Source organism: Pseudomonas sp. Pse79, from assembly GCF_024519615.1.
GTDB lineage: Bacteria > Pseudomonadota > Gammaproteobacteria > Pseudomonadales > Pseudomonadaceae > Aquipseudomonas > Aquipseudomonas veronii.
The window spans coordinates 95,848-121,315 of record NZ_JALJRR010000017.1 but is presented as its reverse complement, the minus strand read 5'-3'; the positions used below and the strand labels follow the sequence as shown (position 1 = coordinate 121,315).

Annotated in this window: 21 protein-coding genes; 11 read left to right on the top strand and 10 right to left on the bottom strand. The window is 63.1% G+C overall.

What is annotated here, in order from left to right:
• Positions 1–108: 108 nt before the first annotated feature.
• Positions 109–597 (top strand): DUF1289 domain-containing protein, encoded by a 489-nt coding sequence (locus NR164_RS21030; RefSeq protein ID WP_256823219.1) that lies wholly within the window; start codon positions 109–111, stop codon positions 595–597.
• Between the two features lie 91 nt (positions 598–688).
• On the opposite strand, the gene mdeB is transcribed toward NR164_RS21030, so the two are convergent.
• Complete coding sequence (mdeB, locus tag NR164_RS21025) at positions 689–3,379, bottom strand: alpha-ketoglutarate dehydrogenase (RefSeq protein ID WP_256823218.1); 2,691 nt, start codon at positions 3,377–3,379, stop codon at positions 689–691.
• Positions 3,380–3,570: 191 nt separating this feature from the next.
• Between mdeB and NR164_RS21020 the strand changes: the two genes are divergently transcribed.
• The 3 genes from NR164_RS21020 (at position 3,571) to NR164_RS21010 (ending at position 6,264) form a co-directional block, all read left to right on the top strand.
• Entirely contained in the window at positions 3,571–4,497 is a 927-nt protein-coding gene (locus NR164_RS21020; protein ID WP_046383212.1) for a class I SAM-dependent methyltransferase, read from the top strand.
• 148 nt (positions 4,498–4,645) lie between these two features.
• Positions 4,646–5,362 (top strand): phosphatidylcholine synthase, encoded by a 717-nt coding sequence (gene pcsA, locus NR164_RS21015; protein WP_017848465.1) that lies wholly within the window; start codon positions 4,646–4,648, stop codon positions 5,360–5,362.
• A gap of 122 nt (positions 5,363–5,484) precedes the next feature.
• Entirely contained in the window at positions 5,485–6,264 is a 780-nt protein-coding gene (locus NR164_RS21010) for a TSUP family transporter (RefSeq protein WP_046383211.1), read from the top strand.
• Here the strand turns inward: NR164_RS21010 and nudC are convergent.
• Complete coding sequence (nudC, locus tag NR164_RS21005) at positions 6,232–7,065, bottom strand: NAD(+) diphosphatase (RefSeq protein WP_017848463.1); 834 nt, start codon at positions 7,063–7,065, stop codon at positions 6,232–6,234. The genes NR164_RS21010 and nudC overlap by 33 nt on opposite strands.
• Before the next feature lie 5 nt (positions 7,066–7,070).
• Entirely contained in the window at positions 7,071–7,883 is an 813-nt protein-coding gene (locus NR164_RS21000) for a crotonase/enoyl-CoA hydratase family protein (RefSeq protein ID WP_017848462.1), read from the bottom strand.
• A 205-nt stretch (positions 7,884–8,088) separates the two neighbouring features.
• Between NR164_RS21000 and NR164_RS20995 the strand changes: the two genes are divergently transcribed.
• The 3 genes from NR164_RS20995 (at position 8,089) to NR164_RS20985 (ending at position 10,410) form a co-directional block, all read left to right on the top strand.
• Positions 8,089–8,643, top strand: coding sequence for a UPF0149 family protein (locus tag NR164_RS20995; RefSeq protein ID WP_017848461.1), 555 nt, complete (start codon positions 8,089–8,091; stop codon positions 8,641–8,643).
• Positions 8,644–8,734: 91 nt separating this feature from the next.
• Positions 8,735–9,991 carry a 3-phosphoshikimate 1-carboxyvinyltransferase gene (gene aroA, locus NR164_RS20990; protein ID WP_177031503.1) on the top strand — a complete coding sequence of 419 codons (1,257 nt, stop codon included), beginning with the start codon at positions 8,735–8,737 and terminating at the stop codon, positions 9,989–9,991.
• A 32-nt stretch (positions 9,992–10,023) separates the two neighbouring features.
• Positions 10,024–10,410, top strand: a complete 387-nt coding sequence (locus NR164_RS20985) for a hypothetical protein (protein WP_046383210.1) — start codon at positions 10,024–10,026, stop codon at positions 10,408–10,410.
• Between the two features lie 67 nt (positions 10,411–10,477).
• Here the strand turns inward: NR164_RS20985 and NR164_RS20980 are convergent, their stop codons facing one another.
• Positions 10,478–10,855: a hypothetical protein gene (locus NR164_RS20980; protein WP_256823217.1), complete on the bottom strand. Its 378-nt coding sequence runs from the start codon at positions 10,853–10,855 to the stop codon at positions 10,478–10,480.
• Between the two features lie 73 nt (positions 10,856–10,928).
• Positions 10,929–11,528, bottom strand: a complete 600-nt coding sequence (locus NR164_RS20975) for an NAD(P)H-dependent oxidoreductase (protein WP_017848457.1) — start codon at positions 11,526–11,528, stop codon at positions 10,929–10,931.
• Positions 11,529–11,597: 69 nt separating this feature from the next.
• Between NR164_RS20975 and NR164_RS20970 the strand changes: the two genes are divergently transcribed.
• Positions 11,598–12,209: a TetR/AcrR family transcriptional regulator gene (locus NR164_RS20970; protein ID WP_256823216.1), complete on the top strand. Its 612-nt coding sequence runs from the start codon at positions 11,598–11,600 to the stop codon at positions 12,207–12,209.
• A 10-nt stretch (positions 12,210–12,219) separates the two neighbouring features.
• On the opposite strand, the gene NR164_RS20965 is transcribed toward NR164_RS20970, so the two are convergent.
• Both NR164_RS20965 and NR164_RS20960 read right to left on the bottom strand, forming a co-directional pair.
• The gene (locus NR164_RS20965) at positions 12,220–12,897 is read right to left on the bottom strand and encodes a GNAT family N-acetyltransferase (RefSeq protein ID WP_017848455.1); all 678 of its coding nucleotides are present in this window, start codon (positions 12,895–12,897) and stop codon (positions 12,220–12,222) included.
• 136 nt (positions 12,898–13,033) lie between these two features.
• Positions 13,034–13,915, bottom strand: a complete 882-nt coding sequence (locus NR164_RS20960) for a LysR family transcriptional regulator (protein WP_046383206.1) — start codon at positions 13,913–13,915, stop codon at positions 13,034–13,036.
• Positions 13,916–14,028: 113 nt separating this feature from the next.
• Here NR164_RS20960 and NR164_RS20955 point away from each other — a divergent pair, with 113 nt between their 5' ends.
• From NR164_RS20955 to NR164_RS20945, 3 genes are all read left to right on the top strand, one after another.
• Positions 14,029–15,231, top strand: a complete 1,203-nt coding sequence (locus NR164_RS20955) for an MFS transporter (RefSeq protein WP_256823215.1) — start codon at positions 14,029–14,031, stop codon at positions 15,229–15,231.
• A gap of 193 nt (positions 15,232–15,424) precedes the next feature.
• Positions 15,425–16,279, top strand: a complete 855-nt coding sequence (locus NR164_RS20950; RefSeq protein ID WP_104903071.1) for a CAP domain-containing protein — start codon at positions 15,425–15,427, stop codon at positions 16,277–16,279.
• A gap of 158 nt (positions 16,280–16,437) precedes the next feature.
• Entirely contained in the window at positions 16,438–18,624 is a 2,187-nt protein-coding gene (locus NR164_RS20945) for a GAF domain-containing protein (protein WP_256823214.1), read from the top strand.
• Between the two features lie 3 nt (positions 18,625–18,627).
• On the opposite strand, the gene NR164_RS20940 is transcribed toward NR164_RS20945, so the two are convergent.
• Genes NR164_RS20940 through treS form a run of 3 tightly spaced genes read right to left on the bottom strand, consistent with a single transcriptional unit; the run spans position 18,628 to position 25,427 of the window.
• The gene (locus NR164_RS20940; protein ID WP_079443659.1) at positions 18,628–19,794 is read right to left on the bottom strand and encodes a diguanylate cyclase; all 1,167 of its coding nucleotides are present in this window, start codon (positions 19,792–19,794) and stop codon (positions 18,628–18,630) included.
• 51 nt (positions 19,795–19,845) lie between these two features.
• Positions 19,846–22,083, bottom strand: coding sequence for a 1,4-alpha-glucan branching protein GlgB (gene glgB, locus NR164_RS20935; RefSeq protein WP_046383202.1), 2,238 nt, complete (start codon positions 22,081–22,083; stop codon positions 19,846–19,848).
• Positions 22,080–25,427 (bottom strand): maltose alpha-D-glucosyltransferase, encoded by a 3,348-nt coding sequence (treS, locus tag NR164_RS20930; protein ID WP_046383201.1) that lies wholly within the window; start codon positions 25,425–25,427, stop codon positions 22,080–22,082. The genes glgB and treS overlap by 4 nt, the downstream gene beginning before the upstream one ends.
• Positions 25,428–25,468: the final 41 nt, after the last annotated feature.

Sequence of the window (25,468 nt, the reverse complement as noted above, 5' to 3'; positions counted from 1 at the left end):
TTGAGACCCGTGTGATCGAGTACCAGACTGGCGGTGCGTTGAGCTGGGATTGATTGAAAAAAACGGCCCCTTCAGGGGCCGTGTTGTTTCACCTGTCGATGTTTTTTTATGCCCAATCAAACCATCAAGACCCCCTGCGTCGGCCTGTGCTCCACCGTTTACGGTGATCTGATCTGCCGCGGCTGCAAGCGTTATCACCATGAAGTCATCCAGTGGAATGGCTACAACGCCGAGGAAAAACAGGCGGTGTGGCTGCGCCTTGAGCAACTGCTGGTGCAGGTGATGGCCTCCAAGCTGGACGTGTTCGACCCACAGCGCCTGCGCCAGCAACTGGAAAGCCGCAAGATTCGCTTTATGCCGCACCAGTCGCCGTACTGCTGGGCCTACCAGTTGATTGCCCGGGGTGCGCGGGTGATTACCAGGCTGGACGCATATGGCCTGGTGTTGCTGCCGGAATTTCGCGAGCACAGCCTGGCGGATTTGCGCGATGGAATTGATCGCGAGTTTTTCCTGCTGTCCGAGGCGCATTACCAGCGGTATATCGCCCCCGTGTTCTTGAAAGAGGCCTTTGGGCCAGCCCTGATCGCCACGCTCTAAATGTGGGAGGGGGCTTGCTCCCGATAGCAGTGTGTCAGTCAGCTTATATGTCACTGACCCGGCGCAATCGGGGGCAAGCCCCCTCCCACATTTAGGTCCAGGACGCTGCACGCTCCGCCTGGAGGCCATAGCGTTCAATCGCCTGCTGGCACACCTTGCGCGCCAGACTGCCCTGATCCGCCAATGCCGTCAGCGCGGCCAGCACGAGGTGATGGCGATCCACCTCAAAAAAATCCCGCAACGCCGCCCGCGTATCGCTGCGCCCGAAACCGTCGGTGCCGAGCACGGTGTAGGGGGAATCCAGATACGAAGCAATCATCTGCGGCACCGCCCGCACGTAGTCCGACACCGCAACCACCGGGGCGCCCTTGGGCAAGCAATCATTCACATGACTGACGCGCTGGATCGCCTGCGGATGCAAGCGATTCCAACGCTCCACCTCCCGCGCCTGCCGTGCCAGTTCGCTGAAGCTGGTCACGCTGTAGACCTCACTCGCCACCTGCCAATCGTCCGCCAATAGCTGCGCAGCCGCCTGGGCTTCACGCACCAGCGTACCCGAACCGAGCAGGCGCACCTGGGCGTCAGGCGCGCCCTGCAAGCGGTACATACCTTTGATGATCGCCGCTTCCACCCCCTCGGGCAGGCTCGGCTGCGGGTAGTTTTCGTTCATCAGGGTCACGTAGTAGAACTCGTCGACATCGTGCTCCAGCATCTGGCGCATGCCGTGGTCGAGGATCACTGCGAATTCCCCGGCGAACGCCGGGTCGTAGGCACGGCAGTTGGGGACGCTGGCGGCGCTCAGGTGGCTGCTGCCGTCCTGATGCTGCAGGCCCTCGCCGCCGAGGGTGGTGCGGCCGGCAGTGGCGCCCAGCAGGAAGCCACGGGCGCGCTGGTCGGCGGCGGCCCAGATCAGGTCGCCCACGCGCTGAAAGCCGAACATCGAGTAATAGATGTAGAACGGCAACATGCGCAGGCCATGCACTGAATAGCTGGTGGCCGCCGCGACCCAGGAGCTGATGGCGCTGGCTTCGCTGATGCCCTCTTCGAGGATCTGCCCGTCGGTGGCTTCGCGGTAGCTGAGGATCGAGCCGATATCTTCCGGCTCGTAGCGTTGGCCGACGCTGGAGTAGATGCCGATCTGCTTGAACAGGTTGGCCATGCCGAAGGTACGCGCCTCGTCGGCGACGATCGGCACGATGCGTGGCCCCAGGTGCTTGTCCTTGAGCAGGTTGGTGAGCATACGCACGAAGGCCATGGTGGTGGACATTTCCTTACCCGCGGCAGCCGTGGCGAAGCCGGCGTAACCGGCCAGAGGCGGCACACTGACCGGCGCTGCGGCCTGGCAACGACTGGGCACATAGCCGCCCAGGGCGTTGCGCCGTTGATGCAGATAGCGCAACTCCAGGCTGTCAGCGGCCGGTTTGAAGAAACTCAACGACTCGGTCTGCTCATCTGTCAGCGGCAACTGGAAACGATTGCGGAAGGCGATCAGCGCCTCGCGATCGAGTTTCTTCTGCTGGTGGGTGGTCATCTTGCCCTGCCCGGCTTCGCCCATGCCGAAGCCTTTTTTGGTCTGGGCCAGGATCACCGTGGGCTTGCCCTTGACCCGCCGCGCCGCGTGGTAGGCGGCGTGGATCTTGACCATGTCGTGGCCGCCGCGCTTGAGGCGGTCGATCTGTTCGTCGCTCATGCCCTCGACCAGCCTGGCCAGGGACGCGCTCTGGCCGAAGAAGTGCTCGCGGTTGTAGGCGCCGTCCTTGGCGGCGAAGGTCTGGAACTGCCCGTCCACGGTCTGCGACAGCGTATTGACCAGGGCGCCGTCGCTGTCCTTGGCGAGCAAGGCGTCCCAGTCCGAGCCCCACACCAGCTTGATCACGTTCCAGCCGGCGCCGCCGAACAACGCCTCCAGTTCATCGATGATCCGCCCATTGCCACGCACCGGGCCGTCGAGGCGTTGCAGGTTGCAGTTGACCACCCAGGTCAGGTTGTCCAGGCCTTCGCGGGCGGCCAGGGTCAGGGCCGACATGCTTTCCGGCTCGTCCATTTCGCCGTCGCCGAATACGCCCCAGACGTGGCGCTCGGTGGTGTCCTGCAAGCCGCGGTGCTGCAGGTAGCGCATAAAGCGCGCCTGGAAAATCGAGCTGATCGGGCCGATGCCCATGGAGCCGGTGGGAAATTGCCAGAAGTCCGGCATCAACCACGGGTGCGGGTAACTCGACAAACCGCGCGCGCCGACCTTGGCCCCGCCGATTTCCTGCCGGTAGTGCGCCAGGTCCTGCTCGCTCAGGCGCCCCTCCAGGAACGCCCGCGCATAAATGCCCGGCGCGGAATGCGGCTGGTAGAACACCAGGTCGCCGCCAAAGCCCTCGTGGCGGGCACGGAAAAAGTGATTGAAGCCCACTTCGAACAAATCCGCCGCGCTGGCGTAGCTGGCGATATGACCGCCGAGTTCGCCATACGCCTGGTTGGCGCGCACCACCATGGCCAGGGCGTTCCAGCGCACCAGCGAGGCCAGGCGCTCTTCGGTGGCCAGGTCGCCGGGAAACGCCGGCTGCTGCTCGACGCTGATGCTATTGATATACGGAGTGCCGTGACGGGGTTTCCAGTCGATGTGCGGGGCGCCGCCTTCACGGGCCAGCACGTCGAGGATCTGCCGCGCCCGCGCGGGGCCGGCGTTGGCCACCAGCGAGGCCAGGGCGTCGCGCCACTCGTCCTGCTCGATTTGATCACCGGCGAGCTGATCCGTTGTGGTGTGATTCACTGCGCTCGCAAAACCGTTCATGGGCACCTCCAGGCTTTTTTTCCAGTTTATGTCGATGACTGAGGATTTTTTGCCTGATGTCAGGCGTGCCAAAGCATATTTTGAGCATGAATCGCTGCCAATCAGACGTTTCCCAGCACGTTGTGCTCTAACCCCCCGAAACCTCGCCATTGTGTTTAAAATGCCGCCCGCTCAACGAACGACGCTCAACGATGAACCCCGACGCCCTCGCCACACTGCACGCCCACCTGCTGACCGCCCTGGCCACGCCACCGACCGAAACCCGGCGCCTGTTCCACGGGCGCGGCCGTTGCTGGCCGGGCCTGGAGCAACTGACCGTGGACTGGCTGCAGGGCGTGGTGCTGGTCGCGCTGTTCAAGGAGCCGGAGGCGGCGCACCTGGACGCGCTGAAACAGCTGCTGGTTCAGTTCGAATGGGCGCAGTCCGGCGCCCACACGGTAGCCCTGCAGCACCGCTACCTGCCGCAAAGCACCACCGAATGGCTGGTGGGCGATGCGATCGATGAGCTGACGATTACCGAAGGCGGCCTGCGCTACCTGATCGACCTCGGTAAAAAACAGAACAGCGGGCTGTTTCTCGACATGCGCTACGGCCGCAACTGGGTGCGCGAACAGGCCAAGGGGCTGCGGGTACTCAACCTGTTCGCCTACACCTGCGGGTTTTCCGTGGCGGCCATCGAAGGCGGCGCCGAGCATGTGGTGAACCTGGACATGGCCCGCGGCGCCCTGAGCCGGGGTCGCGACAACCATCGCCTGAATGGGCATGACCTGAGCCGCGTTACCTTTCTTGGCCACGACTTGTTCAAGTCCTGGGCCAAGGTCATCCACAGCGGCCCCTATGATCTGGTGATCATCGACCCGCCGTCCTTCCAGAAAGGCAGTTTCCTGCTGACCAAGGATTACCAGCGCGTGCTGCGCCGCCTGCCGGATTTGCTCACGCCACAAGGCACGGTGCTGGCGTGCATGAATGACCCGGCGTTCGGCGAGGACTTCCTGATCGACGGCGTGACCCGCGAAGCACCGGGCCTGCGCTTTGTCGAGCGGCTGGAAAACCCGCCGGAATTCCCGGATATCGATCGGCAAAGCGGCTTGAAAGCCTTGGTGTTCCTCCAAGGCTGATGCCGAAACGTCCGACGCTTGCTACGCTAGGCAATCACCGGGGTGGTGAACCTTATCCTCCCCTTCCCGGTCGATACCTGCATCCCCTGGCCAGACTCGACGCTGCCACAGCGTCGGCTGCCCCGTTTCACCCTTTGGAGAACCGCCCGTGATATCGACCCTGCATGTAGCCAGACTGAAAGCCTGGGGCGCCCACGGCTTCACTGCCACCGGAGTGGTGTTGGCCTTCCTGGCCACGCTGGCCTTGCTGGAGAACTCACCCAAGGCGTGCCTGCTGTGGCTGGGCCTGGCACTGGTGGTCGATGGCGTCGACGGTTCCCTGGCCCGCCGCGTGAATGTCAGCACGGTACTGCCCAGCTTTGACGGCTCGGTGCTGGACTTGGTGATCGATTACCTGACCTATGTGTTTATCCCGGCACTGTTTATCTACCGCTATATCGACCTGCCGGACTTTACCCACCTGTTCACGGTGTCGGTGATCCTGGTGTCGTCGCTGTTCTGCTTCTGCAACGTGAACATGAAAAGCAAGGACAACTACTTCGTCGGCTTCCCCGCCGCCTGGAACGTGGTGGCCCTCTGCGTGTATATCATCCAGCCCGACGCGTGGGTGACGTTGCTCACGGTGATTGGCCTGGCGCTGCTGACCGTGACGCCGATGAAGTTCCTGCACCCGTTCCGGGTCAAGCGGTTCATGCCGATCAACATCGCGGTGACCACGCTCTGGTTGCTGTGCAGCTTCTTGATGGTGGTGGATTACCCGAACACCAACCCGTGGACGTTTGGGTTGTGGTCGCTGATGTCGGCGTACTTCCTCGGGATCTGCATCTGGCGCACCGCGCTGGAGTGGCTGGGCACCCACAAATAGCCAGGCCGGCACCGTTTGAATGTGGGAGGAGGCTTGCGCCCTCCCACATTTGGATTTGCGTACATCGGGCAGGTAAGATGGCCGCCTTTCGCATAGCGCCCTGCCAACCATAAGCCCTGCCCATGCCCTTCGAACTCAGCGTAGACCTCACTACCCTCGCCATCCTGGCCGTCGTTGCGTTCATCGCCGGCTTCATCGACGCCATCGCCGGCGGTGGCGGCTTGCTCACCACCCCGGCCCTGCTCACCGCCGGCATGCCGCCCCATTTGGTACTGGGCACCAACAAACTCAGCTCCACCTTCGGCTCGGCCACCGCCAGTTTCACCTTTTACCGACGCAAGCTGTTTCACCCGCGCCAGTGGGTACATGCCATCGTCGGTACGTTTATCGGCGCCCTGGCCGGCGCCATCGTCGCCCACTACCTGCCCGCCGAAACCCTGAACAAGATGCTCCCGGTGATCGTCTTCGGTTGTGGCCTGTACCTGTTGTTCGGCGGCACGCCCAAGGCGCCGCTGGAGGGCGACGCACCGATCAAGAAGAAATGGCAGGCCACCCAAGGCTTCGGCCTGGGCTTCTACGACGGCGTGGCCGGCCCCGGCACCGGCGCGTTCTGGACGGTGAGCACGATGCTGCTGCACCCCATCGACCTGGTCAAAGCCAGCGGCGTGGCGCGCAGCATGAACTTCGTCAGCAACGCGGCGGCGCTGTCGGTGTTTATCATCAACGGTTCGGTGGACTGGATCGTCGGGCTGGCCATGGGCGTGTCGGTGATGGTGGGCGCGTTCTTTGGCGCACGCAGCGCAATCAGCGGCGGCGCCAAATTCATTCGCCCGGTGTTTATCACCGTGGTCCTCGGCCTGACGGTGCGCCTAGCCTGGCAGCACTGGTTCAGCGTGGCCTAAGCGGCGGGCCACGTAGAGGTCGATCAGGTAACGCGCAATCGAGCGTGACGCCGGCAACGGCGGCAAGTCGTGGATGTTGAACCACTGCGCGTCCTCGATCTCATCGGCCTGGGGCACGATATCGCCACCGGCGTACTCGGCATGGAAGCCCAGCATCATCGAATGGGGAAACGGCCAGCACTGGCTGCCCACGTACTGGATATTGCGGACTTCCAGCTGCACTTCTTCGTGAACTTCGCGGATCAGGCAGTCTTCGGCCGACTCACCCGGCTCGGCAAACCCCGCCAGCGTGCTGTAGACCCCGGGGACAAAGCGCGGCGACCGCGCCAGCAGGATCTCGTCGCCACGGGTCACCAGCACAATCATGCTCGGCGAGATGCGCGGGTAGCTGCGCAGGTCACAAGCCTCGCAGAACATCGCCCGCTCCCGAGGCACCTGGACCATGGCCTGGCCGCAACTGCCACAAAAACGGTGTTCCCGCGCCCAGGTGCCGATCTGCGCGGCATAGGCCAGCACTTTGTACAGCCGGTGATCGCCTTGCAGCATGAAGCCGCGCAGGCCTTGCCAACTGCATCCAGGTACGTCGCTGGCGGCATTGAGTTCGAGCAGGTACACCGGCTCGCCGTCAAGATGGCCGATACCGTGTTCGGCGAACACCGCCAGGTCCTGGCGCTTGAGCCATTCCCGCGGGAACAGCGCGCCATTGGTGTCGTGTAAAAAACCCTCGCGGCTGCGCGCGACGGCCCAGCCGCCGGGGGTTTGGTTGTCCAGCAGTGTGGTGGTAATCCAGCCTGGGGTCATATCAGTCAATCCACGAATTCGGGTTTCTGCTTGCTCATATGGGCCGCGATGGCCACGCGCAAGTCGTTGGATTGCAACATAGCCGCGTTCCAGGTGGCAACGTATTCCAGACCGTCATTGACTGTATGGTCACGCATGTAGCTGATCATGGCCTTGGTGCCGGTCACGGCAATCGGCGATTTGGCGGCGATTTCCCGGGCGATGTCCAGTACGCCGGCCAACAGGCTTTCCTGATCGGGATACACGCGATTGACCAGGCCGATGCTGCGCGCTTCCTCGGCGCCGAACTGGCGACCGGTGTAGGCCAGCTCGCGCAGCATGCCATCGCCGATGATGCGCGGCAGGCGCTGCAGGGTGCCGACGTCGGCCGCCATGCCGATGTCGATTTCCTTGATGGAAAACTGCGCATCCTCGGCGGCGTAACGCATGTCGCAGGCGCTGATCAGGTCGATGGCACCGCCGATGCAGTAGCCCTGGATCGCGGCCAACACCGGCTTGCGGCAGGTGTCGACGGCGTTGAACGAGGCTTGCAGTTCGAGGATCTTGCGCCGCAACAGGCGTGCATTACGGCCCACGTCCTTGCCAAAATCATTGGCCACCGAGGCCAGCATCATCAGGTCGATGCCGGACGAGAAATGTTTGCCGGCACCGCTGAGCACCACGGCGCGCACGGCGTCGGTGTCGTCGACCCAGCGGAAGATATCGATGATCTCGGTCCAGAACGCCGCGTTCATGGCGTTGATCTTTTCCGGGCGGTTGATCTGCACATGGGCAACGCTGCCAATGAGCTCGACGACGAAGGCTTGGTATTCGGACATGGCAGTGATCCCTGACTGGCGAGTAATAAGAGCCGAACTATAACAAGGGTGAGCCACGGCGCATCAGCCAAAAACGGGACTGCTAAAATTCATCCGGGACGGGCCGTCGGCCTTGGAAAAGGCTGGATAAAAACCGCCTCAGGCGCCATCCTTCGCGCTTTAAGCCGCTGCCGCAGCGGCGCTCGACGTTTAAAGGATACGCCCCATGCTCACCCAACCTCTGGCCCCCGCCGATTTCGACCTGATCGAAGAAACCCTGCTCAAGTACGGTGACGACCACTCGGTGCTGAACCTCGCCGAACTCGATGGTTACTTCTGCGCACTGGTGTCCAGCCCGGCACCGGTGGATATCGCCGAGTGGTTCCCGGCGATCTGGGGCGGGCAGAACCCGCAGTGGGAAAGTGCCGAAGAAGCCAAGCAGTTCCTCGAACTGTGCGTTCGCCACATGAACGCCCGCGCCGCCCAACTGGCCACCGACGCCAAAGGTTTCCGGGCGCGCTTCGACGACACGGAGCATCAGGGCCAGACCCTGACCCTCGCCGAAGAATGGTGCTTTGGCTATATCCGTGGCGCCGCTATCGGCAACTGGCCTGAACTGCCCGCCGAACAGGCCGCACTGCTGGAGAAAATCTCCTGGTGCGCCGAACAGGACAACTTCGAACTGCCGGCGGACCTCGATGTACAGGCGCATCAGCAGCGCGTCAGCGAGATCGAACCGGCGGCGCGGGCGCTGCATGATTACTCGCTCGCCCAGCGCTAAGCCTCGACAAGCGTGACGTCTATGCCCGATTATTCGGGTCCGCCCGTCGGCCACTCCGTGCCACCTTGCCTTGAATCAGGAGCCTTGTACCTTGAGTTCGCAGAAAACCGTGACCGTTACACCGCCCACTTTCCCCCTCAATGGCAAGGTCGCGCCCCCCGGCTCCAAATCCATTACCAACCGCGCGCTGTTGCTCGCCGCCCTGGCCAAGGGCACCAGCCGCCTCAGCGGCGCATTGAAGAGCGATGACACCCGGCACATGTCGGTGGCCCTGCGCCAGATGGGCGTGATCATCGACGAGCCGGACGACACCACCTTCGTGGTCACGGGCCAAGGCCAGCTGCAATTGCCTGCGCAGCCGCTGTTCCTCGGCAATGCCGGTACCGCGATGCGTTTTCTCACCGCCGCCGTCGCCACCGTGCAAGGCACCGTGGTGCTGGACGGCGACGACTACATGCGCAAACGCCCGATCGGCCCGCTGCTCGCCACCCTCGGTCAGAACGGCATCCAGGTCGACAGCCCGACCGGTTGCCCGCCGGTTACCGTGCATGGCGTGGGCAAGGTCCAGGCCACGCGCTTTGAGATCGACGGCGGTCTGTCCAGCCAATACGTATCGGCCTTGCTGATGCTCGCGGCCTGCGGCGCAGCGCCGATTGAAGTGGCGCTGACCGGCAAGGACATCGGCGCCCGCGGCTATGTGGACCTGACCCTCGACTGCATGCGTGCATTCGGCGCGCAGGTCGAGGTGGTCGACGACACCACCTGGCGCGTCGCTCCCAGCGGCTACACCGCCCATGACTACCTGATCGAACCGGACGCCTCCGCCGCCACCTACCTGTGGGCGGCTGAAGTGCTGACCGGCGGGCACATCGATATCGGTGTCGCCGCACACGACTTCACCCAGCCGGACGCCAAGGCCCAGGCGCTGATCGCGCAGTTCCCGAACATGCAGGCCACAGTGGTGGGTTCGCAGATGCAGGACGCGATCCCGACGCTTGCCGTACTGGCCGCATTCAACAACAGCCCGGTGCGCTTCACCGAACTGGCCAACCTGCGGGTCAAGGAATGTGACCGCGTGCAGGCGCTGCACGACGGCCTCAACCAGATCCGCCCAGGCCTGGCCCGCATCGAAGGCGATGACCTGCTGGTGGCCAGCGATCCGGCACTGGCAGGCACGGCCTGCACTGCACTGATCGACACCCACGCCGATCACCGCATCGCCATGTGTTTCGCCCTGGCCGGGCTGAAGGTCTCGGGTATTCGTATTCAGGACCCGGACTGCGTGGCCAAGACCTATCCTGACTACTGGAAGGCACTGGGCAGCCTGGGTGTCGCCCTGCGCTACTGAGTCCGCGGCGTCGAGATGGGGAGGGCTTGATCATGAACATTCGCCAACCCTGCCCGCCCGGCGCCTGTGTCTGTGACCGCGAACAGCTGCTGCAAACCCCAGGCGCCGACCTGCGCATCCTCAACCTGACGCGCCAGGAAGAAAAACGCCTGATCGAACGCCTGGAAGACCTGCAAAGCCTGCAAGACCTCGAACACATGCAGCAGCGCATGTACGCGCTATTGGGTATCCGCGTGCAGGTCGCGCCGGGGCACACCGAGGTCAAGAGCATGCGCGGGATTCAGATCGTCATCGACGAACTACCCGGCCTGTGCCGCAAGACCCGGCAATCGATCCCGGCGGCGATTCGCCGAGGCCTGGAGAAACGACCGGAGATTGCCTACCGGCTGCTGGATGCACATGACCTGCTTGGACTCTAGTCGGTCCTTTCAGTGCATCGCCACCAAGCTGCTGCTCCAGGCCTGAGGCGTGCCGCAACTAACGTAGTTACCAGATGAAATTATCGCCGCCTTTCATGCCATGCCCATTAAGCACGTCCCGGTAAGTCATAGTGGGATACTTGATAAGCCTGTCCACTTGCTCGGAGTTCAAATCTTGAACTTCTTTAGGCGATATATTTGGAAACTCTTTCCCATGTGCATCCACCACTTGCTGAAAGTTCATATTGGGATATTTATCGAGCGTATTGTGTTGGTCAAAGGTCAAGTTTTGCAGGTCGCCATTTGATAGATTTGGATACGGACTGTCTTGGTTCGCATTGTTTTCCTGCTCTTGTCTCACTTGATCTTGCGTGGGTTTTCCCTGGGATGTGTCAATGGGAGGAGCAATCGGCGCGGATCCAGATACAGCAGAAATTGAAGTCATTATCAACTCTCCAGTGATTGTGAACGCCTTGATTGGTCGTCGAACGGTTTCTGGTTCCCTGCTCGCAACGAAATTATCCGGCGACCGTCTCGGTTTCGAACAGACCCTGGCCCACTGCCTTGGCGTGATCCAGATGCACCTGCACCTGGCCGCTTTCCGACTCCAGCAACAACGCTGACGTCAGCACCTGCGCGCCACAGTAATCGAAGATCCCGTAATCGATCTGCGTGTGCATGGCCTTGGCATAACCATGGCGCTCAAACGCGCTTTGATCGGCAGCACCGAGTGCCAGCAGGTGAACCTGCAAGTGCCGCAGTTTCTTCACCACCGGAGTGTCGGGGCCGTAGTCGATCGCCCAGCCGTTGACGAACACGCGGTCGATCCACCCCTTGAGCAGGCCTGGCAGCGACCACCAGTAAATGGGGAACACCAAGACCAGGGCGTCGGCGCGGTCGATGCGGGCTTGTTCGGCGGCGACGTCAGCCGGCGGTTCGGCGCGGGTGCGATGTACGCGCTGGTCGGCAGCGTTGTAGCGCGGGTCGAAGCCTTCGGCGGCAAGGTCGGCGATTTCGAACGTATGGCCAGACGCGCTCAGCCCGGCGGCGACTTGCGCGGCGAGGCTGTGGGTGAGGGATTGCGGGTCGTGATGAGCTACAACGATCAGTGCGTGCATGACAGTGACTCCCATTGGGTTTATGCTGGGCTTAAGTTACCTTTGGTAAGTTACTTTTGGTATATAAGCATGTCAAGCAGTGGTACCCCTGCCCCGCGTCGTCGCCTGTCGCGTGAAGATCGTCTGCGCCAATTGTTGGACGTGGCCTGGCAACTGGTGCGTGAAGAAGGCACCGAAGCCCTGACCCTCGGCCACCTGGCGGAACGAGCGGGCGTGACCAAGCCGGTGGTCTATGACCATTTCGTTACCCGCGCGGGGTTGCTGGCGGCGTTGTATGAGGATTTCGATGGGCGCCAGAATCAGGTGCTCGCCGACGCTCTCGAAGCCAGCAGCCCGACCCTGGAAGATCGCGCGTGGGTGATCGCCTCATCCTATGTCGACTGCGTGTTGTTGCAGGGCCGGGAAATTCCGGGGGTGATCGCGGCGCTGAGCAGCTCACCGGAGTTGGAAAGCCTCAAGCGCAAGTACGAAGCACTCTTTCTCGATAAGTGCCGCGACGTCATGGCCCCCTTCGCGCCGGGCGGCAGCGTGTCCCAGGCGGGGCTGCGGGCCATGCTCGGGGCGGCGGAGGCCTTGTCTCATGCGGCGGCCAGCGGTGAGCTCAGCCGTGAAGAGGCGCAACAGGAGTTGCTGGCGACCATTCTGGCAATGGTCAATCGCGGGGCGCGCAGCGCCCGTTGAGAGGCGTTTTTCAGCCTCGCTCCTGCACAAACAAGCGGACCTTGTGCGCCAGTTGATCCAGGTGCCGGTCGCGTTGCTTCTCGGCATCTACCATGGCGCGCTTGCCATGTTTTTGCAGCAGGTAGGTATGAATCTGCCGCACTTCCAATGAGCTATAGATAGCGGCCACATCCAGCACGCCCATCAAGCCATCGGTGGCGTAGGCGCGGGTGTTCATCAGCACCTGCGTGCCGCGCGCGCCGCGCACCTGAAAGCCCATCGCCGCGAAGGCCGGCACTTTGTCCACGGCGCAGGCCAGTTCGGCGTGAGGGTAACGTGCCAGCACCTCTTGCATCATGCCCCGCGCCACGCCCTGGCGTCGGCTGCCTGCCTGTACGGCCATGAACGCCACACCGCAGGCTTCTGGGTCGTCCTTGACCGGCAAGTACAGCAAAAACCCAATGACTTTTTCCGGGTCTTGCGCAGACGTCGCGACGATCAGTTCGACCGCGATCCCCTTCGACCCGTCCAGCGCCTGCAGGTACAAATGCACCTCAAAGCCGATGGCATATTGGTAAATGTTGTAGAGCAGGTTACTCGGCGGCAGCGCGACGCTGCTGATGTCGGTGAGGTTGTCGACCACCATCTGCAGGATCTGGCTGTTGATCGGTTCGGGGCACGGCGTGGTGTAGCGGGTAAGGCTGAACATGCAAATTCCTGGGGTTTCGCGTCAAGGCAGATGGGATTGTACCTGTTGCAGCAGGTTCGGGATCGATAGGCATACCCGCCATGCTCTGCACGCCTGGCGGCTCGCATGCACATCGCCCCGGGGACGGGCCGCACTGTCATCGTCCGCACACCTCGCGCAAACACCCGCGCAACCAACGATGGGCCAGATCGGCGTCCAACCGTGGGTGCCAGAGCATTGCCACGGTAAACGCGGGTAACGCCACCGGCAGCGCAAAACAGAACAGGTCGCGCCGGTCTGGGGTATAGCGCTCGGGCACCGAGGCAATCAGGTCGGTGTTGCGTGCCAGGGCGATGGCGCTGGAAAAACTCGCGACGATGCTGCCGATCTGCCGCGTCAGGCCCTGGGCTTCGAGGACGTCGTCGATCTGGCCGCGGTCCTGGCCGCGCCGCGATACGTAAAGGTGTCGGCCCTCGGCAAACCGTGCAGCGCTGATCTCGCCTTGGCTCAGGGGATGGCCGCTGCGCACCACGCCGATCAGGCGATCGCGAAACAGCGCCTGGGTCAGCACTTCAGGGCTGGCCGTGGGGTCGACCACGCCGATGTCCAGGTCGACGCTGCCTTCGCGCAGTTGCGCAGTGTCCTTGTCGGTCTTGCTGACGAAGCGCAGGCGCACGCCGGGGGCGTCCTCGGCGAGGCGGGCGAGCAACGCCGAACCGAAGCCTTCGACAAACTCCTCGCTGGTTCGCAGGGTGAAGGTGCGGACCACGTGGGCCATCTCCAGCGCCTGTGCCGGGCGCAACACCGCCTGGGCGCCCTGCACCAGTTGGCTGACCTGTTCGCGCAGTGCCAACGCCCGGGGCGTCGGCACCAGGCCGCGGCCAGCGCGGACCAGCAACGGGTCGCCGGTGGTCGCACGCAAGCGCGCCAACGCCCGGCTCATGGCCGAAGGGCTCAACCGCAGGCGCTTGGCCGCACGGGCGACACTGCCTTCGGCGAGCAATACATCCAGGGTGATCAGCAAATTGAGATCGGGCATCAGCGCTCCATGGCAGGCGTTATATGCAGGTATTTAGTGCAACTCATGCGTCTTCCGCCATGTTAGGCCACGCCGTAGATTTGCGACAGTTGCGTTCATTCAAGGAATCTTCCATGCATACCTCTTCCCGTGGCGGTCTTGTCAGCCTGTGCCTGTCCATGTTGCTGGCCGCCCTTGGCACCAGCATCGCCAATGTCGGCCTGCCCAGCCTCGCGCAGGCCTTCAATGCATCCTTTCACGCGACGCAATGGGTGGTGCTCACCTACCTGCTGGCGATCACGGCAGTCATCGTCAATGCCGGGCGCCTGGGCGATCGGCTGGGGCGACGGCGGCTGTTGATCGCTGGCTTGCTGCTGTTCGCCTTGGCCGGCGGGTTATGCGGTGTCGCGCCTGGCCTGCGGTGGCTGATTGCGGCGCGCAGCCTGCAAGGTTTGGGCGCGGCGATCATGATGGCGATGACGTTAGCGATGGTCGGCGACACCGTCCCCCAAGCGCGCATTGCGCGTGTCATGGGCTTGCTCGGCACGATGTCAGCCGTCGGTACCGCCATGGGCCCCGGCGTGGGCGGCCTGTTGCTCAGTGTGTGGGGGTGGCGCGCGCTGTTTCTGGTGGGGATGCCGCTGGGCTTGCTCGCGGCCGCCCTCGCCTGGCGCTACTTGCCGGTGGATCAGCCGCCCGCGCCGCTGGCCAGCGGCACCGGCATTTGGCGCTCATTGCAGTCGACCTCGTTGCGCGCCGGCCTGGTGATGAGTGCGTTGGTGTCGGCGGTGATCATGGCCACCTTTGTCGTCGGGCCGTTCTACTTGTCCCGAGGGCTTGGGCTCGATCCGGCCGGGATGGGCCTGGCAATGGCCGTCGGCCCTGGTGTCGCGGCGCTCACCGGCATTCCGGCCGGTCGTCTGAGCGAACGCTTTGGCAGCCACGTCATGACACTCGTGGGGCTGGCTGTCTGCGGCAGTGGCGCCCTGTCGCTGTGCCTGGCGTCCGGGCTGGTCACTTATCTTGCCTCACTGATTACGCTGACGGCGGGCTACAGCCTGTTCCAGGCCGCCAACAACACTGCGGTGATGAGCGAAGCCGATGCGGCACGCCGAGGCACGATCTCAGGCCTGCTGAACCTGTCACGCAACCTGGGGCTGATTTTCGGTGCGTCGGCATTGGGCGCGATGTTTGCCTGGACCACTCCCGATGTCACCCACGCCACGCCACAATCCGTGGCTGACGGTCTGCACGCAACCTTTACCGCGGCATTCGCATTGATCCTGCTCGCCAGCGCCATGGCATGGCGGCGACAACCCGCGCGTCAGTTGGCGTGAGCCGAATATCCTCGCTCATGAAGGGTGAATCAGCCTCGCCATGCCGGCGCGGCGGGTGGTGGCGTTTGCCTTGTATGACCAAGGCCGTGAACATCCGGCATTCAAAACCCGAGGAAAAAAGTTCGGACCAACGGGTGCATGGACGCCCCTACATCGCGCATCATGGGCACTTTCAAGTTCAAGGGTAACGTCCATGCGCGTGCTGTCATTGATGATGGGTCTGACGACGCTGGCCGCCAGCCTGGTGTTCTGCGCCAGCGCGATGGCGAATGAAGAAAGTCAGTTGGTGCAACAGATCAACGCTTACCGCAGCCAGGTGCAACGCTGCGGCGACCAAGGTTCCCAGGAACTGCCACCGCTGGCCAGCGATACGCGCCTGGTGCTGCCGGCCAGTAATGTCGGCGACTTGCAGCAGGCCCTGGCCCGCGCGGCGTACCCGATGGTCAACGTGCAGGCAATCAGCCTGTCCGGGCCCAAGGATGCCCAGGCGGCCATGAAAGCCGTGCGCGAGAGTTTCTGCCGCGTGGTGCTGGACCCGCAATTCGTCGACATCGGCGTGAGCAACAGCGGCCAGGACTGGCGCATCGTGCTCGCCCGCCCGCTGCTGTCCAGCGGCCTGGGCGATTGGCAGACCGAAGGCAGGCAATTGCTGAACCTGATCAACGCCGCCCGCACACAACCGCGCCAATGCGGTCCCCAGGCGTTCACCGCGACCACGCCACTGTCGTGGAACGACACCTTGGCCAGTGCCGCCAACAGCCACACACGCAACATGGCCAACGGCAATTTCTTCGACCATCTGGACCACGACGGCCGCACCCCGGGCGACCGTGCCGAGCTGGCCGGGTACAGCGCGAAGAACATCGGCGAAAACATCGCGGCCGGCCTCGACACCCCGCGCAAAGTGGTGGACGGCTGGCTCGCCAGCCCCGGCCATTGCGCCAACCTGATGAACCCGCAATTCCGTGAATTGGGCGCCGCCTACGCCATGGACCCGAAGAGCGATGCAGGCATTTATTGGACAGCGGTGTTCGGAACACAACAGTAAGTGAACACCCGCGATGAGATCTATCCCAGCGGGTGAAGCATCAAAGTGCCATCTCATGGATAATTGCGCTGAACCGGCAGCAATCATTTCTGTCTGTTGCTTATTGGCCTGACGCATCAGGCATCCAAACAGACCGTGGCAAACAAGGTGTTCACCCGATGATGAATTGGCTGCAAAGCAGCAGCGACATGGCCGAGCGGGTACGCCAGCACGACTGGGCCAGTACGCCCCTGGGTCCGCTGGAACACTGGCCGGATGTGCTCAAGACCACCGTGGCGCTTTGCTTTGCTTCAAGTTTCCCCCAAGCCATCGTGTGGGGGCCTCAATTGACGACCCTCTATAACGACGCGTTCATTCCGATACTGGGCAATAAACCCTATGCCCTGGGGCGTCCGTTCAGCGAGATCTGGAGCGAGGTCTGGGACGACATCAGCCCCATCGCCGACGCGGCTTTCCAAGGCCATGCGACCTATATCGAAAACTTCCCGCTGGTGATCGAACGCGGCGCGGCGCCGGAACAAGCGTACTTCACGTTCTGCTATAGCCCGATCCGCGACCCGCGGGGCCACGTCGTCGGCATGCTCGACACCGTGACCGAAACCACCGCCACGGTGTTCCTTTCGCGCCGCCTTGCGGTGCTGGATACCATCGGCAGCACGGTCGCCAATGCCACCGATGCCGAAGCCATCATGACCGCCACCACGCACCTGCTGGCGCAGCACCTGCAAGTGTCCATCTGCGCCTACGCCGATATGGACGCCGATGAAGACGGCTTCACCATCCGTGACAACTGGACGGCTCCCGGCTCGCCCAGCATCGTCGGCCACTACCGCCTGCAGGCCTTCGGGCAGACCGCGGTCAAGTGCCTGCGGGCCGGTGAGCCGCTGGTGATCGGCAACAACCGGCTTGAACTGCCCGCACAGGAAGCCGCGGCGTTCCAGGCCCTGGGCATCACCGCCACGATCTGCATACCACTGATCAAACACGGTCGCCTTACGGCCTTGATGGCGGTTCACAGCACAGCAGAGCGGACCTGGTCGCCGTATGACCTGGCGCTGTTGGCCGAAGTCACCGAACGGTCCTGGGCGCACATCGAACGGGTGCGCGCCGATGCCGCCGTGCGCGAAGGGTTGGCGGCCTTTACCGAATTGAACGCCACCCTCGAGCAGCGCGTGGAAGAACGCACCGCTGCGCTGGCCCAGGCCGAAGCGGCGTTGCGTCAATCGCAGAAACTCGAAGCCATCGGCCAATTGACCGGCGGCGTGGCCCATGACTTCAACAACCTGCTGACCATCATTCGTTCGTCGGTGGACTTTTTGCGTCAGCCCGGGCTGCCCGAAGAACGGCGCCAACGCTACATGCGCGCAGTGTCGGACACCGTCGAGCGCGCCAGCAAGTTGACCAGCCAGTTGCTTGCGTTCGCGCGCCGCCAACCGCTGAACCCGGAAGTCTTCGATGTAGCGCAGCGGGTCAAGGACATTGGCGAGATGCTCGAGAGTGTCACCGGTGCGCGCATTCATGTGCAGGTTCAATTGCCCGAGCGGCCGTGCCATGTCCGGGTCGACTCGAGCCAGTTCGAAACCGCGCTGATCAATATCGCACTCAACGCCCGCGATGCCATGGACGGCCAGGGCACCCTGACCCTGCGCGTGGGCACGGTGGACGCGATGCCGCGCATCCGGGGCGATGCCCAAGCCTGCCAGCCGTTTGTCACGGTGGCCCTGGCCGACACCGGCAGCGGCATTCCGGGGGAAACGTTCGAGCGCATTTTCGAGCCGTTCTTTACCACCAAGGCCGTGGGCAAAGGCACGGGCCTGGGGTTGTCACAGGTGTTCGGCTTCGCCAAGCAGTCCGGTGGCAATGTCGACGTGGCCAGCCGTCTTGGCCAGGGCACGGTGTTTACCCTGTACCTGCCCGAGGTCGAGCCGGAGGACGCCCGCCACGAGCCCTCCCCTAGTGACCCGGCACCGCCCCACGACACGAGCCTGCGCAATATCCTGATCGTGGAAGACAACCTGGACGTAGGCCGTTTCGCCAACCAGATCCTCCAGGACCTCGGTTACCAGACCACTTGGGCGACCGATGCCGAACAGGCGCTGGCGCTGGCCGGTCCGGATGCTGCGGCTTTCGACGCGATTTTCTCCGACGTGGTGATGCCGGGCATGACCGGCGTGGCGATGGCCAAGCTCCTGCGCCAACGTCGCGCCGACCTGCCGGTGGTGCTCACCTCCGGCTACAGCGAAGAACTCGCGGAAAGCGGCTACGAAGGGTTCGAGTTTCTCGCCAAGCCCTACTCCGCCGACCAGGTGGCGCGGGTGCTGGCCAAGGCCATGTTCAAGGACTGAGCCCTACTCCGCCACGACCACTTGATTGCGGCCGAGGGCCTTGGCGCGGTACAGCGCCTTGTCGGCGGTGTTCATCAACGCGTGCAGGTCGCCATCCAAGGTGCAGGTCGACGCCACGCCGAGACTGGCGGTCATGCCCTGCACAGGTTCGGAAGCCATGCAGGAGATGGCCTTGATCAACTGCTCAGCGATACCCCGGGCGGTTTCCAGCGAGGTATTGGGCAGCAACACCGCAAACTCCTCGCCCCCCAGGCGGCCGTACACATCGGCCTGGCGAAACGACGCGGTGATCACTCCGCCGATCTGCCGCAATACCTGGTCGCCGGCCTGATGGCCGTAGGTATCGTTGATTTCCTTGAAGTGGTCCATGTCGATCATCAACGCACACAGCGGCTGCCGGTTGAGGCGGCACTGCGCGTACAGCAATTGTGCATGTTCGAAAAACGCGCGACGGTTCATCAGCCCGGTGAGTTCATCGGTCTGTGCGGCGCGCGCGGAAATAGTGTGGGCGCGTTCCATCTGCCTGGTCAGGCGGAAGGCTTTTTCCAGGGCGCCGGACAACTTGCGCGTGGCACTGACCACAAACGAGGAAAACACCAGCACCGCAATCGCCACGCCGACCTGCATCGATGACGGCTGAAACAGCAGCCACAGCGTACACGGCAGCAACACCAGGCCCATGGACACCATGGTCATGTAGCGATAGGCCGAATAGCACGAGACAGCGCTGACGGACATGCCCACGGTAAACAACATCACCAGTACTTGGGACATCCGGTCGTCGCTGGGCATTACCGCAAAGGCGCCGGCGCCCCAGATGCTCGCGGACAGTATCAAGGTGAGCCAGTAACGGCGCTCCCAGCGTTCCGGCGTGCGCTCGCTGTGGGGGCTGCGAAACCACTCGAGGAACATTTTCACCCGCAGCAGCGATGACGCCGCCAGCACCGCCAGCCATACCTGCATGACCTGGTGGTCAAAACGGTCCCAACACAGCCAGCAAAGCATCGCCGCCGCGAAATAACTGCCGAAAATGGCGGCAAATGACTGACGAAACAGCTGATGCAAACGGTCGGTTCGCACCTGCCCCTCAATAACGCAATCCTGGTCTTGCTCATGCCCAAGGCCATTCATGAAAACCGCCTGATTCAACTGCCGCGACAAAGGTGCCATTGTGGCACCCTGCCACTAGCGCGGACAATAGACGCCAGCACCTTGGCGCCGTTAACTGTCTTGCGGACGCAAAATCAGCACGCCCAATGGCGGCAGATTCAACGACAGCGACACCGGTTGACCATGATGCGGTTCATCTTCGGTGAATACCCCCCCGCCATTGCCATAATTCGAACCGGCATACGTGTCCGCATCGCTGTTGATCACCTCGCTCCAACGCCCGGCGAACGGCACGCCGACCTTGTAGGCTTCACGGGGCACCGGGGTGAAGTTGGCCACCACCAGCACCGGCCTGCCGTCCTTGCTCCAGCGCAGCCAGGCGTAGACGCTGTTGATCGCATCGTCGCCGATCAGCCACTGGAAGCCCTGGGGCGCGTCGTCCTGTTCATACAGGGCCGGTTCCTCGCGGTACAGGCGATTCAAGTCACTCACCAGCTTCTGCACCCCACGGTGTTCGGGGTATTGCAGCAGGTACCAGTCCAGTTGCTGGTCGTGGTTCCACTCGCGCCATTGGCCGAACTCGCAGCCCATGAACAGCAGCTTCTTGCCCGGGTGCGTCCACATGAAACTCAGGTAGGCGCGCAGGTTGGCGAATTTCTGCCAGCGGTCGCCGGGCATCTTGTCGATCAGCGAGTGCTTGCCGTGGACCACTTCATCGTGGGAGATCGGCAGGATGAAACGCTCGGACCAGGCATACACCAGGCCAAAACTCAGTTCATTGTGATGGTGGGCGCGGTACACCGGGTCTTGCTGGATGTAATGCAGGGAATCGTTCATCCAGCCCATGTTCCACTTGTAGTTGAAGCCCAGGCCGCCCTGTTGGGTTGGCTGGCTGACGCCCGGCCAGGCCGTGGATTCTTCGGCGATCACCAGCGCGCCGGGGGCTTCGAGGGCGACCACGTCGTTCAAGTGCCGCAGGAAGTCGATGGCTTCGAGGTTCTCGCGGCCGCCATGGCGGTTGGGCACCCATTCGCCGGCCTTGCGCGAATAGTCGCGATACAGCATCGAGGCCACGGCATCGACGCGCAGGCCATCGACGTGGAAGTGTTTGAGCCAATGCAGCGCCGAGGCCAGCATAAAGCCATGTACTTCGGTGCGACCCAGGTTGTAGATCAGTGTGTCCCAATCCTGGTGGAAGCCTTCCAGCGGGTTGGCGTATTCGTACAGCGCCGTGCCATCGAATTGCGCGAGGCCGTGGGCATCGGTGGGAAAATGCGCCGGCACCCAGTCGAGGATCACGCCGATGTCGGCCTGGTGACAGGCATTGACGAACTCGGCGAATGCTTGCGGCGAACCGAAGCGCGCAGTCGGCGCGAACTGGGACAACGCTTGATAGCCCCAGGAGCCGCCGAACGGGTGTTCCATGATCGGCATCAGCTCGATATGGGTAAAGCCCAGCTGTTGCACATACGGAATCAGCCGCTCGGCCAGTTCACCCCAGCCGTACTGGCGCGAAACCTCACCGGCCTCGTCCAGTTCGCACTGCCAGGAGCCCAGGTGCAACTCATAAATCGACAGCGGCGCCGTGGGCTTCTGCTTTTGCGCACGCGCCTGCATCCACGTGTGATCCTGCCAGTCGACCTGCAACGGCGACGCGACTTTCGATGCCGTGTCGGGCGGCATCTGGGTGGCCAGGGCCATCGGGTCGGCCTTGAGCGGCAAAATGCCGTGGGCCCCGAGAATCTCGTATTTGTAGGCCGCGCCCGCTTGCAAGCGTGGGATAAAGATCTCCCACACACCAGCCGGATGGCGCAGGCGCATCGGGTGGCGGCGGCCGTCCCAGATATTGAAGTCACCGACCACCGACACGCGCCGGGCGTTCGGTGCCCACACGGCAAACCGCACGCCCTGCACGCCATCGACCGTGGTCAACTGGGCGCCCAGGCAACTGCTGAGGTCACGGTGATTGCCTTCGGCAAACAGGTACAGGTCCATTTCCCCCAGCAGCAGTTGCTGGAAACTGTAAGGGTCTTCGGTGATCTGTTCGCCACCGGCCCATTGGATCTTCAACAGGTAGGCCTGGCGACTGCTGAAATGCCCGATAAACAGACCCGGCACCTGGGTCGCGTCGAGGCTGCCGATCGGCTCGCCAGTGTCGCGACTCAGCAGCTGGACACTCAAGGCCTCGGGCAGGAACGCACGGACAAACTGGCCGCCCTGCTCGTCATCATGGGGCCCGAGAATCGAGAACGGATCATGGTGTTCGGCGCGCACCAGCGCTTCGACGTCGTTGGACGCCGGCATTGCTGTCAGTTTCGGCTGCAGCGGTTCTTTATTCGTAAAACTCATGACGTCTCCCCACCGCGTACAGATTTCGATCCAGGTATGAGCCCGCTGAGCAAACCGTGCAAACCCTGCAAGGGCACCGGCAGCCAGGTCGGGCGGTTTTCCGCTTCATAAGCCACTTCATACGCGGCCTTTTCCAGGCTGAACAAGGTCAGCGCTGCGTCCTGGCCTTTGGCATCCTGCCAGTCATGCGCCAGTGTAGCCGTCGCCGCGTGATAAGCCTTGATAAATGCCAGACGCGCCTCAATCAGGTAGCGCTCGGTCACACGCTGGCGCGCCGCGTCCGCTGCGGGTGAGTGGTCCACACCTTGCACATTCAGGGCCATGGCCGCCGCGTAATCAAACGAACGCAGCACGCCGCTGACGTCTTTATACGGGCTGTGCTTGCCGCGCCGTTCGTGCAGCGGCCGCGCCGGTTCCCCTTCAAAGTCGATCAGGTAAGCGTCGCCTTTCACTACCAGCACCTGGCCCAGGTGCAAGTCACCGTGGACGCGAATGCGCAAGCCGCCCAACGTGGCCTGCGCCAACGCCCGGACCTGAGCGCCGATGGCTTTTTTCTGCTCCAACAATTCACTGACCCGCGCCTGATCGGCCGGGTTCAATTGGTTTTGATGCAGTTTGAGCAATTGCAGGGCGCGCTCGATCTGCGCCGCGATGTCCTTGGCCCAGGCCTCGGCATCCTTGGCGGTGGTGACTTCGGCTTGGAAGTCTGGGTTGGCCGTCGGCGCCGCCAGCACGCCGTGCATTTCACCCAGGCGCTGCCCGAGCAAAGCGGCAAAGTCGGCCAGCTCGCCCAAGGCGTTGTAATGCTGCTCCTGTTCGGACATCGCTTCGGCCTGTTCGTCGCGGATCGCGCGCTCCAGGTTGTTCTGGGTCCAGCCCCAGGCGTCGCCCTGGTTGCTCAGGTAGCCCTGGGCAATCATCAACAGGTTGTCCTGGCCTTGGCCGTCACGCCGAATCATCGAACCGAGCAACGGCGAAATGTTCGGGTAACCGGCTGCGGTCAGGTAGGCGCTCATCTCCAGCTCCGGATGGACCCCGGCGCTGACCTTGCGGATCAACTTGAGCACCAGGCTCTCGCCCACCACCACCGAGCTGTTGGACTGCTCGGCAGCCAGGTAGCGCACAGGCGACTCATCGGTCAGCGGCAGCCTGGCCAGCTGCGGCGTGGCTTCAAAGCGCAGCTCGCCCTCGCTGCTGTTCAACACGGTGCCGGCCTGCAAGGCCTGGATCACCGCGCGGATAAAGTGTTCCAGGCTGAACGCATCGGTCACCAACCCCACCTGACGCACGCGCCGCACACGGGCCAGGGCCAGTTGTTGCGGCAAGGCGCTGGTGAACTGGTCTTCGCCGAGAAAGCCGAACGGCAACTGGTAACGGCTGACCTGCCCCCCGGCACTCACCTCGATTTCGCTGAGCAGCACCGGGTGCTGCAGGTCGCCGAACCGCACGCCGTAAGCGATATGCACGCTGTCGATGGCCGTGTCCTTGCCGGCGAACCAGCGGCGCTTGGGCAGCCAGGCCGGCAGCGAGGTGTGCTCCAGGACGGCGCGACACGGTGCGTCGAGCAGCTCCTCCATGCGTTTTTTCAGAACCAGGGTGGTGAAGTCCGGCATGCTTTGCACCGGTTCCACATGCCAGCTGGGCATCTGGTTTTCCGCCGCCAGCACGAACCAATAGAAGCCATACGGCGCCAGGGTCAGCAGGAAATTCAACTGGCCGATGGGCGGGAACGCATTACCGCCGAGCATCTCCACCGGCACCATGCCGGCGAAGGCCGAGAGGTCCAACTCGGCCGCCTGGGCGCTGCGCGAGACGTTGGCCACGCACAGGATGATCTCGGTGCGGCCGTCGTCCCCGGTGAATTCACGGGTATACGCGAGGATGCGCCGGTTGCTCGGCGAGAGCATCTTCAAGCTGCCCCGGCCGAAAGCCTTGGACTGCTTGCGCACCGCGAGCATGCGGCGGGTCCAGTTGAGCAGCGAATGCGGGTCCTGGGCCTGGGTTTCGACGTTGACCGACTGATAGCCGTATTGCGCGTCCATGATCGGCGGCAGCACCAGGCTGGCCGGGTCGGCGCGGGAAAAGCCGCCGTTGCGGTCGATGGACCACTGCATCGGCGTTCGCACGCCGTCGCGGTCGCCCAGGTAGATGTTGTCGCCCATGCCGATTTCATCGCCGTAATACAGGGTTGGCGTGCCGGGCATCGACAGCAACAGGCTGTTGAGCAGTTCGACGCGACGCCGGTCACGCTCCATCAGCGGCGCCAGGCGCCGGCGAATGCCCAGGTTGATCCGCGCGCGACGGTCGGCGGCGTAGTAGTTCCACAGGTAGTCGCGTTCTTTGTCGGTGACCATTTCCAGGGTCAGTTCATCGTGGTTGCGCAGGAAGATCGCCCATTGGCAATTGGCCGGGATTTCCGGGGTCTGGCGCAGGATGTCGGTGATCGGGAAACGGTCCTCCTGGGCCAACGCCATGTACATGCGCGGCATCAGCGGAAAGTGAAAGGCCATGTGGCATTCATCGCCGTCGTCGCCCTTTTTGTCACCGAAGTACATCTGCGTGTCTTCCGGCCACTGGTTGGCTTCGGCCAGCAGCATGCGGTCGGGGTAATGAGCGTCGATCTCGGCGCGGATCTGCTTGAGGACGTCGTGGGTCTCCGGCAGGTTTTCGTTGTTGGTGCCGTCGCGCTCGATCAGGTACGGGATCGCGTCCAGGCGCAGGCCGTCGATGCCCATGTCGAGCCAGAAGCGCATCACCGACAGCACGGCTTTCATCACTTGCGGATTGTCGAAGTTGAGGTCGGGCTGGTGCGAATAGAAACGGTGCCAGAAGTACTGGCCGGCCACCGGGTCCCAGGTCCAGTTGGACTTCTCGGTATCGAGGAAGATGACGCGCGTACCGTCGTACTTCTGATCGTCGTCGGACCACACGTAGAAGTCCCGCGCCGCCGAACCGGGCTTGGCCTTGCGTGCGCGCTGAAACCACGGGTGCTGGTCGGAGGTGTGGTTGATCACCAGTTCGGTGATCACCCGCAGCCCGCGCTGGTGGGCTTCGGCGATAAAGCGCCGGGCGTCGGCCATGGTCCCGTAGTCGCTGTGCACGCCGCGGTACTCGGCGATGTCATAACCGTCGTCGCGACGTGGCGAGGGGTAGAACGGCAGGAGCCAGATGGTGTTCACACCGAGGTCGGCGATGTAGTCGAGTTTGGCGATCAGCCCGGGAAAGTCACCGATGCCGTCGTTATTGGAGTCGAAATAGGATTTGACGTGAACCTGATAGATCACCGCGTCCTTGTACCACAGCGGGTCTTTGATAAAGGTGGCAGCCTTGGGTTTCTTCGCCATTGGAAACTCCTGAAAACTCGAGGATTCTTGCGGACTGAAGC

Bases quoted from the DNA above. Each gene is read 5' to 3' on its own strand.
- treS (WP_046383201.1), bottom strand. From the start codon at position 25,427: ATGGCGAAGAAACCCAAGGCTGCCACCTTTATCAAAGACCCGCTGTGG.
- NR164_RS20960 (WP_046383206.1), bottom strand. From the start codon at position 13,915: ATGCCCGATCTCAATTTGCTGATCACCCTGGATGTATTGCTCGCCGAA.
- NR164_RS20995 (WP_017848461.1), top strand. From the start codon at position 8,089: ATGCTCACCCAACCTCTGGCCCCCGCCGATTTCGACCTGATCGAAGAA.
- NR164_RS20975 (WP_017848457.1), bottom strand. From the start codon at position 11,528: ATGCACGCACTGATCGTTGTAGCTCATCACGACCCGCAATCCCTCACC.
- NR164_RS21030 (WP_256823219.1), top strand. From the start codon at position 109: ATGCCCAATCAAACCATCAAGACCCCCTGCGTCGGCCTGTGCTCCACC.
- NR164_RS20980 (WP_256823217.1), bottom strand. From the start codon at position 10,855: ATGACTTCAATTTCTGCTGTATCTGGATCCGCGCCGATTGCTCCTCCC.
- mdeB (WP_256823218.1), bottom strand. From the start codon at position 3,379: ATGAACGGTTTTGCGAGCGCAGTGAATCACACCACAACGGATCAGCTC.
- NR164_RS21000 (WP_017848462.1), bottom strand. From the start codon at position 7,883: ATGTCCGAATACCAAGCCTTCGTCGTCGAGCTCATTGGCAGCGTTGCC.
- NR164_RS20965 (WP_017848455.1), bottom strand. From the start codon at position 12,897: ATGTTCAGCCTTACCCGCTACACCACGCCGTGCCCCGAACCGATCAAC.
- NR164_RS21010 (WP_046383211.1), top strand. From the start codon at position 5,485: ATGCCCTTCGAACTCAGCGTAGACCTCACTACCCTCGCCATCCTGGCC.
- NR164_RS20940 (WP_079443659.1), bottom strand. From the start codon at position 19,794: ATGGCACCTTTGTCGCGGCAGTTGAATCAGGCGGTTTTCATGAATGGC.
- NR164_RS20945 (WP_256823214.1), top strand. From the start codon at position 16,438: ATGATGAATTGGCTGCAAAGCAGCAGCGACATGGCCGAGCGGGTACGC.
- glgB (WP_046383202.1), bottom strand. From the start codon at position 22,083: ATGAGTTTTACGAATAAAGAACCGCTGCAGCCGAAACTGACAGCAATG.
- NR164_RS20970 (WP_256823216.1), top strand. From the start codon at position 11,598: ATGTCAAGCAGTGGTACCCCTGCCCCGCGTCGTCGCCTGTCGCGTGAA.
- NR164_RS20955 (WP_256823215.1), top strand. From the start codon at position 14,029: ATGCATACCTCTTCCCGTGGCGGTCTTGTCAGCCTGTGCCTGTCCATG.
- NR164_RS20950 (WP_104903071.1), top strand. From the start codon at position 15,425: ATGCGCGTGCTGTCATTGATGATGGGTCTGACGACGCTGGCCGCCAGC.
- NR164_RS20985 (WP_046383210.1), top strand. From the start codon at position 10,024: ATGAACATTCGCCAACCCTGCCCGCCCGGCGCCTGTGTCTGTGACCGC.
- nudC (WP_017848463.1), bottom strand. From the start codon at position 7,065: ATGACCCCAGGCTGGATTACCACCACACTGCTGGACAACCAAACCCCC.
- NR164_RS21020 (WP_046383212.1), top strand. From the start codon at position 3,571: ATGAACCCCGACGCCCTCGCCACACTGCACGCCCACCTGCTGACCGCC.